The organism is Vibrio sp. 10N.239.311.G01 (genome assembly GCF_041465805.1).
GTDB classification, from domain to species: domain Bacteria; phylum Pseudomonadota; class Gammaproteobacteria; order Enterobacterales; family Vibrionaceae; genus Vibrio; species Vibrio crassostreae_C.
On sequence record NZ_JBFSRM010000004.1, the window covers coordinates 196662 to 210382 of the forward strand.

The following is a 13721-nucleotide window of genomic DNA, read 5'->3' on the forward strand; positions in this document are numbered from 1 at the left end:
CTGGAAATTGTATGAAAGTATTTAGTAAGTCTCGTTTAGCGACGTGTGTGTTAACGGCCATTCCTGTGATGGCGGTAGCGAAAGACACAGGTAAGCTTGAAAAACTCGGTTCTGAGACGACTGGCATTGAAATCACTAAGCCGAACCAAGACCAAGACAGCTCGCGTATTTACTTAGAGCAAGGCGCTATTTGGGCAAGCCGTGACATCACTCGCTTTGACCCAGTATTAGATGTCAGTGTCAGCGATGAATTAGAAGTCGAACAAGGCACACTGCGTGACAGCGTCGGTTTCACCATTACCACCAACTACGGTTACTACATCAAAAAGTACCAGTTGGAAGTGTACCGAGTGGGTGACTTTGGTCTGTCTGAGCCAATCGCTGTGCTTGAAGGCGATAAACTGGCGAACGACTCTGACATCAATTGGGATGGTCAAACTGATGTTGATTATCAGTTTGAGGTCGGTGAGCAGCTGATGTTCCGCCTAAAAGCGTGGGACAAAGATGGCAACATGGATGTGACCACCGTTGGTGTGACTGACTTAGTTAAGCCGGACTCTGAAGTCGATATCGACCGAAACGATAACGACGATGAAGAGAGCAAAGGTAAAAGTTACGGACAGGCAAAGCTGATGCGTCACAACATCCCGACCAATGCGGGTTTAGCGAAGTTCATCGGCACTGGCTTGAAAGGCGTAGATAAAGTCATCATCGGTGAAGATGAATTTGATGTCGAAGATGGTAACTTATATGCAGAGCAGTACTTACCAACAGACTCCTACATTTTCCCTACCAAGGTTGTGTTTGATAACGGTGATGAACGTCGTTACAAGTTGTACGTTCGTATTCCAGATACGTACTACGCACAAACCGGTTTGGCTGATCTTTATGTTGGTAAGAATAATGTGTCTGGTAATAGCGATGCATTAAGTGTCGATGACCAGTATCAAAATGACATCTATAACCAAGGTCGTTTAGCGTACTTTGGTCAGGGTAAATTTGGCGACAAACTTCGTGTAACAACTCACTTTGATACGCGAGAAAGTGAAATCAAAGACATGTTCAAACATCCGTTCGCCTCAGGCGATTCGGATGTGTTCGATATCCTCGAAGACGACGATGAGCTTTATTACGGTAACTATGGTGACAGCTCAAACATCGAAAAAGTGGTCAACACCAAGGGCAAGGTTTACCTCAATGTGGAATACGATAAGTCTCAATACTTGTGGGGTAACTACAACACGGGTTTAACAGGCACTGAGAACAACGATTACAACCGTAGCCTCTATGGTTTCAAAGCTGATTATCGCACTCGCGATACTACACAATACGGTGAAGATCGTCTGAACATGGTCGGTTTTACCGCAGAAGCAGATTCGTTGTATGCACACGATGAGTTCTTGGGTACAGGCGGCTCTCTGTACTTCCTTCGTCATGGTGAAGCGGTACCGGGAAGTGACAAAGTTTACGTCAAAGTAAAAGATGAATCTGGCCTAGTGCAGAATGAAATCCCACTTGAGCCGGGCGTCGACTATGACTTTGACCCGTACCAAGGTCGAATTATTTTGACCAAGCCACTCGACAACATCCTATCCGACAGCTTTGGCAGCGTGATTGAAAACGGAGACGACTACGAAAACTTTCTGGTTGTCGACTATGAGTACGTCCCACAAGGTTCTGACTCGTTAGACGCAATGTCTTATGGTGGTCGTGCCAAAGTCTGGATCAACGATTACATTGGCGTTGGCGTGACGTACGCGACCCAAGAGAAAGACAACCAAGACTACGAGTCTTATGGCACGGACTTAACGCTACGAGCTACTGAGGGTACCTACATTAAGGCTGAGTTTGCACACAGTGAAGGTACTCAAACTGAGTCGAATTTTGTCTCTGTTGATGGCGGCTTAACCTTTACGCCCATTGGCGACACGTTGGAAGACCGCGAGGGTGATAGTGTCCAAATCACAGCTGTCACCAGCCTTTATGATCTTGCTCCAAACATCTTTGGTGCCGTTGGTAATGACCTGAAACTTTGGTATCGAGACAAAGACGCGGGATACAGCTACGCGAGCAGCAGCGATGATTTAGAGCAAGAGGCATACGGTGCTGAACTTCGTTTACAAGCAACTGATCGCTTGGCGGTGCTATCTCGTTTCTCGACCAATGAAGAGCGCGATGTCGATGGTAATCTAGAAACAGATACTGAAACGATTGAGATTGAGACTCAAGTTAAAATCACCGAGCACATTAAGGTTTCGGCGGCAGGGCAACAAACTGAAGAGCTTAACCAAAACGACGAGCACAGTGATGCCACCTTAGCGGGTGTGCGTTTGGAATACATGTGGGACAGTGAGAACAGCGTTTACGTCAAAGGGCAAAAGACCGTCGACCAGTCGGATGACTATGATGAAAACGACAGCGCGTCGATTGGTGCTGAATTCCAAGTGTTGGAAGACTTGTCTCTTGGTGGCGAATACACCGATGGCGACCGAGGCCAAATAGCAGAAGCGACTGTGACTTACGATGTATCCGATGACCACTCAACCTACGTAACTTATGTAGATGATAACTACGAAGGCCAAAACAACGTGATTGTTGGTCAGCGTGCAGACCTCACCAGCAGTGTCGATTTTTACCAAGAGAACCAGTTTGTTGATGAAAATGATGGTCATGGCCGTATCGACTCGTACGGCTTTGGCTACGATGTGACGGAAGATGTCGAGATGGGGATCGGTTATCAGCTTGGGGAAATTGAAGATGACCAGAGCATCACCACAGAGCGTGAGTCCATCAGCTTCAATGCTTCAATTGACCTAGATGACATCACCCTAAGCCACAAATTTGAATATCGAGTGGATAAGAGTGAAGACGACCCTGACATCGCTCAGCGAGAGCTGCAACAAATCGTGACGACCAACCGTTACACGCATCACTTAACGGAAGAGTACACATTGTTCGGCAAGTACAACTACTCCATTACCGAAAGCGAGACTACGGGCGAAACCATGGCGCAATTTACCGAAGCCACTGGCGGCCTCGCGTATCGTCCGATCTACAACGATCGACTCAATTTACTGAGCCGCTACACCTATATTGCAGATTTCGACCAACTGGATCGCGATGTGGATTATCAAGACGAAACCAGTCAGATCATTGAAGTTGAGGCGATCTATTCGATTGACCAACACTGGGATATCGGTACTAAGTACGCCCATAAAGACAAACAGCAAGCTTTTGAACGAGCATCTGGTTCGAATGAGCTGGTTAAAAGCGATATCGACCTATACGGATTAAGCGCTTCTTACCGTGTGATGAAAGAGTGGGATGTGACGGGTGAATACCACTGGAAAACAGACACACTCAACGATGAGCTAGAACACGGTGCGTTAGTTTCGGTGAACAAGCACATCGGCGAGAACTTCAAAATGGGGATTGGTTATAACTTCTCTGCGTTTGATAGTGACTTAACCAATGATGACGACTACGACGCATCCGGCGTGTTTATTAACTTAGTCGGTAAGATCTAAGCATGCCCCAAAGTGGGTTGAAAGTTAAGAGTTGAGAATTCAAAGTGACAGTAAAGAGTAAGATGAAAACAATTATTTTCCTAATAAGCGCAGTGATGAGTACTTTGCTGCTGTCCGGCTGTGCAACCGACACCTATGTGAGCCAGGAGAACCGAGACAAGTTCGCAGGCATCGATGTGTCTAAGTTTTTAATCAGCGAGTGTTTGGCGCCAGAGCGTGAGGTGCACATCGCCATCGCAGAGCATTTTGCGTTTGATAAATACCAATTACGCGACCTCGACAAGATCAACTTAGATACCTTTGTTAAAGAGATCAGAGGCTTAAAAGGGCGCATCACGATTGTCGGCCATACTGATTTCAAGGGTTCTCTCGAATATAATGAGCGCCTTTCACAGCGCCGTGCTAAATCGGTCGCAGATTATTTGAAAGGGCAACTAGACCCAACGCAATATGACTGGGAAGTGAAACATCTTGGTGAGACTCAACCTCTTCTGTTTGGTAAGACAGATAAAGACCGAGCGGAGAACCGCCGTGCATTTATCGTGTTTGAAGAAGCTCAGAAGTACGAAGAGATGCCTTTCTGTGAGCCGCCAAAACCAGAACGTAAAGTTTATATGGCAATGACGCCGCACTTCGATTTCGATAAGTCAGTACTCAAGCAAGAAGACCTAACTCAGTTAGATGACTTCACAACTAAGTTGAGCGGCCTGCAAGGTAGCATAATGGTGGCAGGGCACACCGACCAAGCGGGTTCACTTTCTTACAATGAAAAGCTGGCAGAGCGCCGCGCAGAAACGGTGGTTGAATACCTCAAAACCAAACTCGACCCTAAGCAGTTCATCTGGGAAGTGAAGTCATTTGGTAAGTTGCAGCCTGCGATTAATGAACGCTCTGAAAAAGCCGATGCATTAAACCGCCGCGCGTTCATTGTGTTCAAAGAATCTGATATTACCGCCGAACAGCAAGCTCTTGCTGGCAGTGAACAAGAAGCGGTGAGCAGCGAGAGCGATTAGAGTTCACCGAAGAATAACGAATAGTTGCCTTTACAATAAAACGCAAAAAGCCCCATACGTTGGGGCTTTTTGTTGCTTGCTCTACGGATTAAGTTGGGTCGAAGAGCTATTCTGATGGCAAATTCTGTTTCAATTCCAGAAGCATTCGGTAGGCACTTTCTCCTGACATCTCATACGGGTTGAACTGGTCTGATGTTGAAAACTGTAAATTAACCAGTTCAGTTAGGCTAGATTGTGGAATATCACCCATAGACCAATCACCAAACTGCCTACAATCGATCTCTTTGAAATATAAAATCATGACGTTTTTGTGTCGCGTGTCATTCAAGATATGATTGTAAGTATGGTTCACTGCGGTTCTCGAACCTTCAATACATTGCAGGAAATACTTATCATTGTGGCTTAGAAGGCCTGTTAAATGGCTTTGCTTATTGCGGTCGTGTGAAATCTGAAGAATGTCGTTCAAAGCCTGAGAATCGCAACTTTCACAGAGCGTACTGACATAAATTAACCGAGTTAGGAACATAGGCATCATTTCGAATTTTTTTTCAAAGGGTATTAATAAATATAAGCCAAGATCATGGAATTGCGAGTTATTGATTTAATTGTCACTCGGTGCTTTTGGAAGAGAAGAGGGTGGGTATGAAGTAGAAAAGGGCAGGTTGCAAGATACGCTAAAATGACTCGAATGTTGGCCATTCAATTATTTTAGCGACCTGCTTGTGAGCTCGTTAGTTGTTTAGAGTTGAAATCGATTCAACGTTAGAAGAGGAATCAAATCGAACGTTGACCAACACATTTTCACGTTCGAAAGTCACATCATCAAAGTCAGTCGTTGCGATCTTAAATCCATTTCTTGCGAATAAACTCGTCACCGTTGTTCGTTGTTTCTGTTCCATACCGCATGTCAGTAGTTCGTTCATCGTGATCTTCATTAGGTAACCGTGTGCATAGTGTAAGCGTACAGACTCTACATTATGAGATCAATTGCTTAATCGATAAGCTATATTGATATGTTCAATTGAGTGATTCAGGTATTTAAAAGCCGGATGGATGGTGGGCAAGGGAGTTATGCGACCTATGACAAGTGGAGCGTTATGTGACCACTGTTCAGCATTCCTTGAACACGAAGTTTGTCGCAAAAATCGCGTTGAAATAAGTGGTTACAAAGCAGGAGGAATTATGCCCGCCGTTTGGTATGTTTGGTCGGTTATTGGAAATATTATCGGCCTATATCTCACTTAACTAAAGTACATCGATTTACGATGAGTAGACTCCTCAATAAGCCTTCTTTTTATTTGAATTTTATATGCTAAGTGGTGTTGTTATAATTGTTATTAATTGCATAGGCTTGATTTTAATATTGGTTTGATTTATAAAACAAGCATTCGTTCATTAACTTCATGATTATATTAGTTTTTACTAACCTTTAAATAACATGGAGAAAGGCGATGAATAAGAACCAAACACGCAACAGGTTAGCGAATTTAGTGCGACTTCGTAGGTCATACAAAGCATCAGACTTTCTGGTGGGTTCTGATGAACTCCGAGTTAAAAAAGATGTGTATAGCTTACGTAAAATCAAACAGTTAGAAATTCGTCAATTGGGTCTTAAAGAAAACGCAATCAATATCGTTTCGTTGGCTTTAGTCCTCTCGGCGGCGACTTGGGCATTTGTTCCTCAGTTCGGTTTACCAATGCTTGCACTGACCTTTATTTTGGCGTTTGTTACATGGCGACGATATGAGTTGCGTGCAGAGTTTAAAGGGGCCGATGAAACTGGCGACCATTGGGTTTCCGTGGCGCGCGGTTGTACTCGAGAAGAGTTCAAAGTATTGAAAAACGTTGAATTGGCTTTACGCGATCAGCTGTCTTAGTGGCTAGATCTGTTAAGGTTAAGGTCTTATAAGCGTTAAGCTCCCATAATCAACAAGGCTCGTCATTGTATGGCGAGCTTTTTATTTTCTGAAAAACACAGGTAGTGCAGGTTACTTTGAGAGGCCAATGCTTATATGTGTAATGGGGGTTGATATGAATCTTAAGTCACGGCGTTTTTGATGCTCTTTGTGGTTTTGAATATAGGGAGAGGGTGGAAATGAATACACGAGTCAGTGAGAGTTCTTTTAAAAGGCTCATCCAGTTAGTTGGTTGTGTTTTGATTATAGTGTTGAGCAATAGTCGACTCTCCAATGCTCAAAGCATCGAGTTTCCTACTTGTGTACAGAGCGAGGTTTTGAATACAGAAATCCACCTTTATGTTGATGAATCGGTGTTAGATGAATATTCCAAAGCATTTATAGCCTCTAAAATAGCGACATGGGAAAGCTATTCGAATCTGGTGTTAAAAAACTCCTGCGTCCCTATGACGAGAAAAGTCACTAAGGTGACTTATACGTCTGAAATCGACAGCCTTTGGTTTCAAGATTTGGGCGCAGCAGAGAGGTTATTAAAACTCTCGATGGAAGAACCGATTCCAGAAACAACAGAAGACGGCGTCCCCATTTTTACTGGGATAGTATTTTCTAATTATAATTTTAGCTTTGAGTCTGATTATTGTGGTATGTCTTCTTCGGTATCCTACTTTTTTTCTTTAGCGATAAACTGCCCTGATTACTTAATGGAGCATGAAATTGGCCATTTAAGTGGTGCTAATCATGACTATAAAACGTTATTGAAAGATTTTGATAGTATAGAAAGTTACATTTCTGGAACGTATCCAAGAGCTCCTCAATATTCCTTCGGTACAATTTGTGCTGACAGAGGCACAGTGATGTCTTATGAGCGAGATGTTATACCTGCATATTCCAGCCCGGACATCAGAGTAGATGGCACAAAGTGCGGGGATAGCAAATACCACAATAATGCGAGAGTGCTTAGAGAGTTCGCACAAGCTTATTTAATCCCATGATTGCCTAGTTGGTAGCCTGTTGTTTTATCGAACGTTATAACGCGTTCAATTCAAAGTGTTTGTCCTGTGATCTTTAAATTTGGAACGAGCGTATTTCTCCCAGTTTATTAAGGAAGAGTATGTATGATGTTATCCAAAGAGAATGAATCAAGAATTATTGAAATGGCGTGGGAAGACAGAACGCCGTTTGAAGCAATAGAACAGCAATTTGGTTTGAATGAATCGCAAGTGATTCGTTTTATGCGTAGCCATCTCAAGCTTGGCAGTTTTAAGCTGTGGCGCTCACGTGTTTCTGGGCGCTCGACCAAGCATGTAAAACTACGCAGTTCGGACGTTTCGAGAGGTTATTGTCCGACTCAGTACAAGCACCGCTAAATTAGGGGATGCCCAGCCAGTATCCCAAATCAACACACAGATATGGGAAATGAAAGGAATGAAACAATTTTGCGCTCTACTTTTGGTGCTGCTTAGCTTCGGCATCAGTCATGTTCAAGCGAATGATACGCGACTTAAGCAAGCTTACGAAAATCACCAAAGCGACGTTCAGGTGCGCGGATCGGGTACGGTGTATCGAGTACTTCCTGATGATAATAAAGGCTCTCGACATCAGAAATTCATTTTGCGACTCGATAGCGGACAAACCTTGTTAGTCGCACATAATATTGACTTAGCGCCTCGTGTTCAGGGACTGGCAAAGGGCGATCGAGTTGAATTTTATGGTGAATATGAATGGAACAAGAAAGGTGGCGTAATGCACTGGACGCACAAAGACCCTCGTAATCATCACACTCATGGTTGGTTGAAGCATAACGGGAAAGTATACGAGTAAACACCTCCGAGGCTTTTCCCTTCATGGCTATGAAATAAAAAGGAATTTTGATGTTTAAGCTGGAAACTGACAGGTTGATTCTTCGAGATATGAGTCTTGAAGACGAGTGTGCCTTTGTTGCGATGTCTCAAGACGCTAAGTATCAGCGTTTCTATGATGAAAGTGATTGCGAACCTAACAAATATCGAGAGCTAACTCAGTTGTTTGTTGCGCAGGCTTTGGAAGTTCCGCGCCAGTCTTTTCAATTAGCGGTTGAAAGCAAAGGCTCGGGGAAGTTTATTGGAACCGTTTGTTTGCGCCTTGAGGGCGATCGACAAGCTTCGATGGGCTGTGCTTTCTCGAGGGAAACTCAGGGAAAAGGACTTTCTATAGAAGCATCTGAAGCCCTCGCTGATTTTGGTTTCTCAGAGTTAGGCATACACCGTATCTACGCCGAAACCATCAGCAAGAACTTGGCTGCGATTAAATTATGTAAGTCACTGGGAATGAAACAAGAAGCGTGTTTTAAAGATCATCGATTCTTCAAAGGTCAATGGTGGGATACAGTTGTGTTGGCGGTTCTACGTTCTGATTGGAAAAAGGCTTAGTGATGGAAAGTGAAAGGCTCAAATTAACCCCTCCATCATTAAAATACTGCGAAGAGATGTTTGAGGTGATAAATGAGTGCAAGGCCGAATTTTCCCCATTCTTACCTTGGGTTTCTGATTCTCTAACTAAAGAGCAGCTAGAACTTAACATTCAAGATGCTACCAATAATTTCGCCAACTTTACTGGCGAGTTCTGGTTCAATATTATTGACAAGCAAACAGGGGTATTTATCGGGGCTATTGGCTTTATGATCAGAGACGATACTGTCCCTTACTTTGAAATCGGCTACTGGTTGCAAACATCAAAAACGGGCTTGGGTTACGTGAATGAAGCTGTCCGAATTATCGAAGAATATGCATTCACTCAAAAAGGTGCGAAAAGAGTCGAAATTAGGATGGCAGGCTCGAATCTTAAAAGTCAGGCCGTGGCCAAACGATGTGGCTATCAACTTGAAGATCGCTTAGCCAATGATCGACGTTTGCCATCAGGAGATATGGACAGCACGCTCGTTTACACCAAAATAAGCCAGTCTTAAATGTGTGCTGTTGATTCTTAATGTGTGGCACTTTTATTGAGAGAAACCGTAAATTCCCAAGTACTCTGAAAGACCAACATTTAGCGCTTAGTTATCTGGCTCATCGTCTACAGTGACGTCACCATTCATTGAGTTGTAGTCAATGGAAATTCCCGGTACGACTCGATAATGATAGATACACTGATCCGTCTGTATATATTCAGCGATGTAGTCTGTATCTTCTGGTGAATTGAAACTTGAAATACTAGGTGGATCGAGGAGCAGTGCGCCCCATACCGAAATGCAATCTTCAGCGTTATCTAATCTTGGAGATTCTTCAGGTAAGTGCCATTGCTGGGCTGGATATCCCCATTCATTGAAGTCAAGCTGGCCGGTCGCGGAGTCATCATAGATAGGGACATTCGTGGAAGCACCACCACCGTTTGAGGTTAAATTTTTTGAATAGGCAAGATCGACCCCTGTTTTAAAAGAAGCACCAGTACCTTTAACAACTGCAATATGAGAATCGGTACTTACGTTGAGGAACCTTGGAGCAGCAGTTACGGCGAGTATTCCAAGGATCACAATAACGACAACAAGCTCAATAAGTGTAAAACCGTTCTTTTTCATTTAGCACCTCTTTTAAAGGCCGTTAGTATGCATTATAAGTTACTCTTACCAAAGGGAATATCCTTATTTTAGTGGTAATTTAAATGCTCAATAATGAATGTTGTGATTAAGGTAACTTATATTTTATAAATCCAATGCGTATGGTTTAAGTGCTGTGTATCTCACTTTGATATTAATTTTAGTTCTATGAAGGTTTGGCAATTAATGAATATCGTTGAAACGGTAAAGCTTCATCTCTCAGGCGTTGGTTATCCAGAGGCTAGTGTTAAAACAGGGCAGGTTCGATCTATATCGGCGCTCGTTTTTAAAACCATCAAAAACAAAGATATCTCTAATGTTTTGTCCCTGTGTACTCAATTGCTTGAAGAAAGGGATTGGGCGTTAGGTGTTATTGCTTACGACTGGGCTTTTAGAGTAAGAAAACAATATTCGAAAGAAACGTTTCCAATCTTTGAGCATTGGTTAATGGAGTATGTCATTGACTGGAATGATTGTGATGACTTCTGCACTCATGCGTTTGGTGAGTTACTGTCTCAATACAATGAGTTGTTCGAACTCATAACCAAATGGGTTGAGCATTCGAATTTTGCTGTACGTAGAGCTGCTGCTGTCATCTTAATTTATCCGATCAATCAGAATCGATACTCAGCGTTGGCTCCGCTTTGTGTAGCAGACCTATTGCTAGAAGATGGACATGACCTCGTGCAGAAAGGATATGGTTGGATGCTTAAAGTCCTCAGTAAAAAGGAACCTCAACAGGTTACTGGTTATTTAAACGCTAAGCATACCGCAATACCGAGAGTTGCTTTTCGCTACGCGATTGAAAAGTTGGACGATAAAACTAAGCGAGAGTTAATGTTACTTTAACCACTGGCACTCCTCAAATCATCATCAGAATCCGGTGTGATTAATTATAACGATTAAAATAGGAACCCAAGGTGCAAGAACAAACTAGAGGACTCGATCGAGAAGGGTTCATTCAAAATCTTTATTCGCCAAAGAACATTGCGACTGAATTTCAAGAAGTGGTGTCAGCAGTCGTTGATTCGCTGCTAAGAGGACTTCCAGGTCAAGTTGATGGTATCTACTTGACCTGGAAGCGTGCCTAGAGGAACAGCCATTGTTGGTCGCTCTGATTTGGATGTTTCGATCGTACTCGCTACGCCTATTGATCAGAGAGAAAAGGAAGTATTTAACCTACTTTCCGACACCATACCCCAAGCCTATCCTCAAGTGACTAAGCTTGATATTGATCCAGGGTCTCTCTCAGAGGTTCTGCAGCCCAACGAAGAATTCCATTGGCAGTTTTGGCTCAAGCATTGTTGCTGTTGTATTTGGGGGAATGATTTATCTATAAAGTTTCCACAATATAAGCCCAGTAATGAAATAGCCCAAGCTCTTAATGGCGATTTATCGACTTATCTTAAGCAAATGCCCTCGAGTTTCAAAACAATGACTGATGCGGATGTCGTTAAGGTAATTGGCAAAAAGTTAGTGCGAGCGGCGTATTACTTTGTGGCCGAGCAAGACGGCAGTTGGTACACCAATCTGAGCCAGTGCGCTGCAGTAGCCAAGCGCTATTACTCTAATCAAAGCGACGATATTGAGCTAGCTCATCAATACGCTCTCGGAAATTTGATATCTAAAACAGAAGCTTTTGAATTGTATGAAAGGCTGAGTAAAAAGCTTGTTGTAAATTAAGCATTAACACAAGCTAGAGCAACAAACTTAACTACCTTTGTAACGGCTTTAGGAAAATTAGATGGATGTCCACGAGTGTGTTTCTTTTATCATACTGAAGGAATCGCAGGTATTACTAGAAAAGCGTAGTGAGTCTAGGGAGACCGATCCCGGTTTAATCACTATACCTGGCGGCCATATTGAACACGGTGAAAACCAGGTTCAGGCGCTGTTTCGTGAACTTGATGAAGAGATTAATGTTGTTCCGATTGATTACCAATACTTGTGTTCGCTTTACCATCCTACGAAGGAACTTCAGTTGATTCATTATTTTATCGTGAGTGACTGGAAAGGAGATATCACCGCTCAAGAGACTGATGATGTTAAGTGGTATTCACTAGGTTCAGCTCCTGTTGGTATAGCAGCCGATGGTATTGCTTTGAAAGAAGTAGAGCGCGTGGGTAGGTATCTTTAGTTTGGATTCGATAAGATGTTTTGGACGTTTTTTGAGGGCTCAAAAACGGTGAAACCCCGATGTTGGTAGCATCGGGGTTTCGAATTTCTAGATTTCTCGACTGGTAAGATCGATTATCTTTTCTATGCAGAAGGCTGGATTAATCCAATCTTATTCCTTGGTAGGGAATTAGATGCGGATGAAGTCCATGTGCTCAACTTTTGGCTTGAACGCGTGACGTTGAACGTCTTGTGGCTTAACCTTAACTTCTGCGCCGTCAATCAGTAGAGTGATTGCTTCGTAGAATTCAGGCTTGTCCATTTGGTTGATCACGTCAGCGTGAACAAGTTCGATAGCTACAGCTTCAGCTTCGCCACCGTAGATTACAGCTGGGAATTTACCAGCGTGACGTAGGCGGCGGCTCGCACCTTTACCTAGTTCAGTACGTACTACTGCTTCAAATTTCATAGTTTTACTCTCAAATTAGTAAAAATTAACTTCACACCTCAATGCGACCTTGAGTGTGTGGTAATGCTTAAACATAAAAGTTCATGCTTAAGCGAGCGCGGATACTAACATCACATTCCAATATGAGCAAGTCAGAAGCCCATCTCAAAGTGAATTTCCTTCGATAATGGGTTCGTTTGGAGATAAAACGTTCGCTAACGCTTGTTTAGCGCATTTTACTCCCTTTTACATCGCAATCCTTATCTATTTATATCACTGCTAAATCATCAAGTTAATGAACGGAAAATGAATGTTTGCCTAAGACTTGGTTAAGTCTTAGTTCGTTAATCTTAGTGTTAATTAAACAGCAGAATGAATAGGTGAAAATATGAAACCGGTAAGCATTGTCGTAATTACGCTAAACGAAGAGAAACGCATTAGCCGCTTAATGGAAGAGTTGAGCGTGCAAACCCACCAAGAGTTTGAAGTGATTGTTGTCGACTCGAACAGTGAAGATAACACCAGAGAAGTGGCGCAAGCTTATGAAAACGCGTTGCCAAAATTAACGGTGCATCACATGGAAAACCGTGGTGTGAGCCTTGGCCGAAACACGGGTGCTTCATTGGCGCAATACAACCGAATCCTTTTCTTAGATGCTGACGTGAGCTTGCCTCGAAACTTCCTTGCGAAAGCGCTTTATGAACTAGAAGAGAAGAAGCTTGAAGTGGCGGGTGTGTACATGAGCTCGAAAGGTTTGCCGCTTGTACACAAGTTTGGTTACGGGCTATTTAACGCAGGCTTGTTTACTACTCAGTTCTTTTTCCCGACGGCGATTGGCGCATGTATTTTCTCGACTAAACGGGCGCATGATGAGATCGGCGGTTTTGATGAAGAGATCGTCCTGTGTGAAGATTGTGACTACGTAAAACGTGCGAGCAAAACATGGCGATTTAGATTCCTAAATATGACTTTTGGTTTTGACCCACGTCGCTTAGACCAAGATGGCGTTGTGAAGACAGGCTCTACTTATCTTAAAGCCAATGTAAGACGCTTCTTTAAAGGAGAAATGCGTAATAACGAGATGAACTACAAGTTTGGTCACTACAAAGAACAGTAAGCGTTGAGGTTGTT

The 13721-nt window shown here is 43.1% G+C and carries 15 protein-coding genes and 1 pseudogene; 12 read left to right on the top strand and 4 right to left on the bottom strand.

Features of this window, described 5'->3' with window-relative positions; translation table 11 throughout:
• Positions 1–11: 11 nt before the first annotated feature.
• Both AB6D06_RS04985 and AB6D06_RS04990 read left to right on the top strand, forming a co-directional pair.
• Positions 12–3527 carry a hypothetical protein gene (locus AB6D06_RS04985; RefSeq protein WP_372109984.1) on the top strand — a complete coding sequence of 1172 codons (3516 nt, stop codon included), beginning with the start codon at positions 12–14 and terminating at the stop codon, positions 3525–3527.
• A 62-nt stretch (positions 3528–3589) separates the two neighbouring features.
• Positions 3590–4540, top strand: a complete 951-nt coding sequence (locus AB6D06_RS04990; protein WP_371722140.1) for an OmpA family protein — start codon at positions 3590–3592, stop codon at positions 4538–4540.
• A gap of 106 nt (positions 4541–4646) precedes the next feature.
• On the opposite strand, the gene AB6D06_RS04995 is transcribed toward AB6D06_RS04990, so the two are convergent.
• Together AB6D06_RS04995 and AB6D06_RS05000 are read right to left on the bottom strand one after the other, a co-directional pair.
• Positions 4647–5066, bottom strand: coding sequence for a BLUF domain-containing protein (locus AB6D06_RS04995; protein WP_017067227.1), 420 nt, complete (start codon positions 5064–5066; stop codon positions 4647–4649).
• Between the two features lie 205 nt (positions 5067–5271).
• The gene (locus AB6D06_RS05000; protein WP_017065380.1) at positions 5272–5463 is read right to left on the bottom strand and encodes a hypothetical protein; all 192 of its coding nucleotides are present in this window, start codon (positions 5461–5463) and stop codon (positions 5272–5274) included.
• 528 nt (positions 5464–5991) lie between these two features.
• On the opposite strand from AB6D06_RS05000, the gene AB6D06_RS05005 reads away from it, so the two are divergent.
• The 6 genes from AB6D06_RS05005 (at position 5992) to AB6D06_RS05030 (ending at position 9400) form a co-directional block, all read left to right on the top strand.
• Positions 5992–6417, top strand: coding sequence for a hypothetical protein (locus AB6D06_RS05005; RefSeq protein ID WP_017065381.1), 426 nt, complete (start codon positions 5992–5994; stop codon positions 6415–6417).
• Between the two features lie 218 nt (positions 6418–6635).
• Positions 6636–7448, top strand: coding sequence for a zinc-dependent metalloprotease (locus AB6D06_RS05010; protein ID WP_229647203.1), 813 nt, complete (start codon positions 6636–6638; stop codon positions 7446–7448).
• A gap of 123 nt (positions 7449–7571) precedes the next feature.
• Complete coding sequence (locus tag AB6D06_RS05015; RefSeq protein WP_065583896.1) at positions 7572–7823, top strand: TIGR03643 family protein; 252 nt, start codon at positions 7572–7574, stop codon at positions 7821–7823.
• Between the two features lie 58 nt (positions 7824–7881).
• The gene (locus tag AB6D06_RS05020) at positions 7882–8277 is read left to right on the top strand and encodes a DUF3465 domain-containing protein (RefSeq protein ID WP_017067223.1); all 396 of its coding nucleotides are present in this window, start codon (positions 7882–7884) and stop codon (positions 8275–8277) included.
• 50 nt (positions 8278–8327) lie between these two features.
• The gene (locus AB6D06_RS05025; RefSeq protein WP_372099719.1) at positions 8328–8864 is read left to right on the top strand and encodes a GNAT family N-acetyltransferase; all 537 of its coding nucleotides are present in this window, start codon (positions 8328–8330) and stop codon (positions 8862–8864) included.
• A 2-nt stretch (positions 8865–8866) separates the two neighbouring features.
• Positions 8867–9400: a GNAT family N-acetyltransferase gene (locus AB6D06_RS05030; protein ID WP_372109985.1), complete on the top strand. Its 534-nt coding sequence runs from the start codon at positions 8867–8869 to the stop codon at positions 9398–9400.
• An 87-nt stretch (positions 9401–9487) separates the two neighbouring features.
• Here AB6D06_RS05030 and AB6D06_RS05035 read toward each other — a convergent pair whose 3' ends face one another.
• Complete coding sequence (locus tag AB6D06_RS05035) at positions 9488–10009, bottom strand: type II secretion system protein (RefSeq protein ID WP_372099721.1); 522 nt, start codon at positions 10007–10009, stop codon at positions 9488–9490.
• 204 nt (positions 10010–10213) lie between these two features.
• Between AB6D06_RS05035 and AB6D06_RS05040 the strand changes: the two genes are divergently transcribed.
• From AB6D06_RS05040 to AB6D06_RS05050, 3 genes and pseudogenes are all read left to right on the top strand, one after another.
• Positions 10214–10876, top strand: coding sequence for a DNA alkylation repair protein (locus tag AB6D06_RS05040; RefSeq protein ID WP_108194416.1), 663 nt, complete (start codon positions 10214–10216; stop codon positions 10874–10876).
• A 71-nt stretch (positions 10877–10947) separates the two neighbouring features.
• Positions 10948–11710: pseudogene (locus AB6D06_RS05045) on the top strand (nucleotidyltransferase domain-containing protein).
• A 61-nt stretch (positions 11711–11771) separates the two neighbouring features.
• Positions 11772–12164, top strand: coding sequence for an NUDIX hydrolase (locus AB6D06_RS05050; protein WP_372109986.1), 393 nt, complete (start codon positions 11772–11774; stop codon positions 12162–12164).
• A gap of 168 nt (positions 12165–12332) precedes the next feature.
• Here AB6D06_RS05050 and rplY read toward each other — a convergent pair whose 3' ends face one another.
• Positions 12333–12611 carry a 50S ribosomal protein L25 gene (gene rplY / locus AB6D06_RS05055; RefSeq protein WP_017060373.1) on the bottom strand — a complete coding sequence of 93 codons (279 nt, stop codon included), beginning with the start codon at positions 12609–12611 and terminating at the stop codon, positions 12333–12335.
• Positions 12612–12978: 367 nt separating this feature from the next.
• On the opposite strand from rplY, the gene AB6D06_RS05060 reads away from it, so the two are divergent.
• The gene (locus tag AB6D06_RS05060; protein ID WP_017070601.1) at positions 12979–13707 is read left to right on the top strand and encodes a glycosyltransferase; all 729 of its coding nucleotides are present in this window, start codon (positions 12979–12981) and stop codon (positions 13705–13707) included.
• The last annotated feature ends 14 nt before the right edge of the window (positions 13708–13721 follow it).

Coding starts and splice junctions, on each gene's coding strand:
- AB6D06_RS04985 (WP_372109984.1), top strand. CDS start 12: ATGAAAGTATTTAGTAAGTCTCGTTTAGCGACGTGTGTGTTAACGGCC.
- AB6D06_RS04990 (WP_371722140.1), top strand. CDS start 3,590: ATGAAAACAATTATTTTCCTAATAAGCGCAGTGATGAGTACTTTGCTG.
- AB6D06_RS04995 (WP_017067227.1), bottom strand. CDS start 5,066: ATGTTCCTAACTCGGTTAATTTATGTCAGTACGCTCTGTGAAAGTTGC.
- AB6D06_RS05000 (WP_017065380.1), bottom strand. CDS start 5,463: ATGAACGAACTACTGACATGCGGTATGGAACAGAAACAACGAACAACG.
- AB6D06_RS05005 (WP_017065381.1), top strand. CDS start 5,992: ATGAATAAGAACCAAACACGCAACAGGTTAGCGAATTTAGTGCGACTT.
- AB6D06_RS05010 (WP_229647203.1), top strand. CDS start 6,636: ATGAATACACGAGTCAGTGAGAGTTCTTTTAAAAGGCTCATCCAGTTA.
- AB6D06_RS05015 (WP_065583896.1), top strand. CDS start 7,572: ATGATGTTATCCAAAGAGAATGAATCAAGAATTATTGAAATGGCGTGG.
- AB6D06_RS05020 (WP_017067223.1), top strand. CDS start 7,882: ATGAAACAATTTTGCGCTCTACTTTTGGTGCTGCTTAGCTTCGGCATC.
- AB6D06_RS05025 (WP_372099719.1), top strand. CDS start 8,328: ATGTTTAAGCTGGAAACTGACAGGTTGATTCTTCGAGATATGAGTCTT.
- AB6D06_RS05030 (WP_372109985.1), top strand. CDS start 8,867: ATGGAAAGTGAAAGGCTCAAATTAACCCCTCCATCATTAAAATACTGC.
- AB6D06_RS05035 (WP_372099721.1), bottom strand. CDS start 10,009: ATGAAAAAGAACGGTTTTACACTTATTGAGCTTGTTGTCGTTATTGTG.
- AB6D06_RS05040 (WP_108194416.1), top strand. CDS start 10,214: ATGAATATCGTTGAAACGGTAAAGCTTCATCTCTCAGGCGTTGGTTAT.
- AB6D06_RS05050 (WP_372109986.1), top strand. CDS start 11,772: ATGGATGTCCACGAGTGTGTTTCTTTTATCATACTGAAGGAATCGCAG.
- rplY (WP_017060373.1), bottom strand. CDS start 12,611: ATGAAATTTGAAGCAGTAGTACGTACTGAACTAGGTAAAGGTGCGAGC.
- AB6D06_RS05060 (WP_017070601.1), top strand. CDS start 12,979: ATGAAACCGGTAAGCATTGTCGTAATTACGCTAAACGAAGAGAAACGC.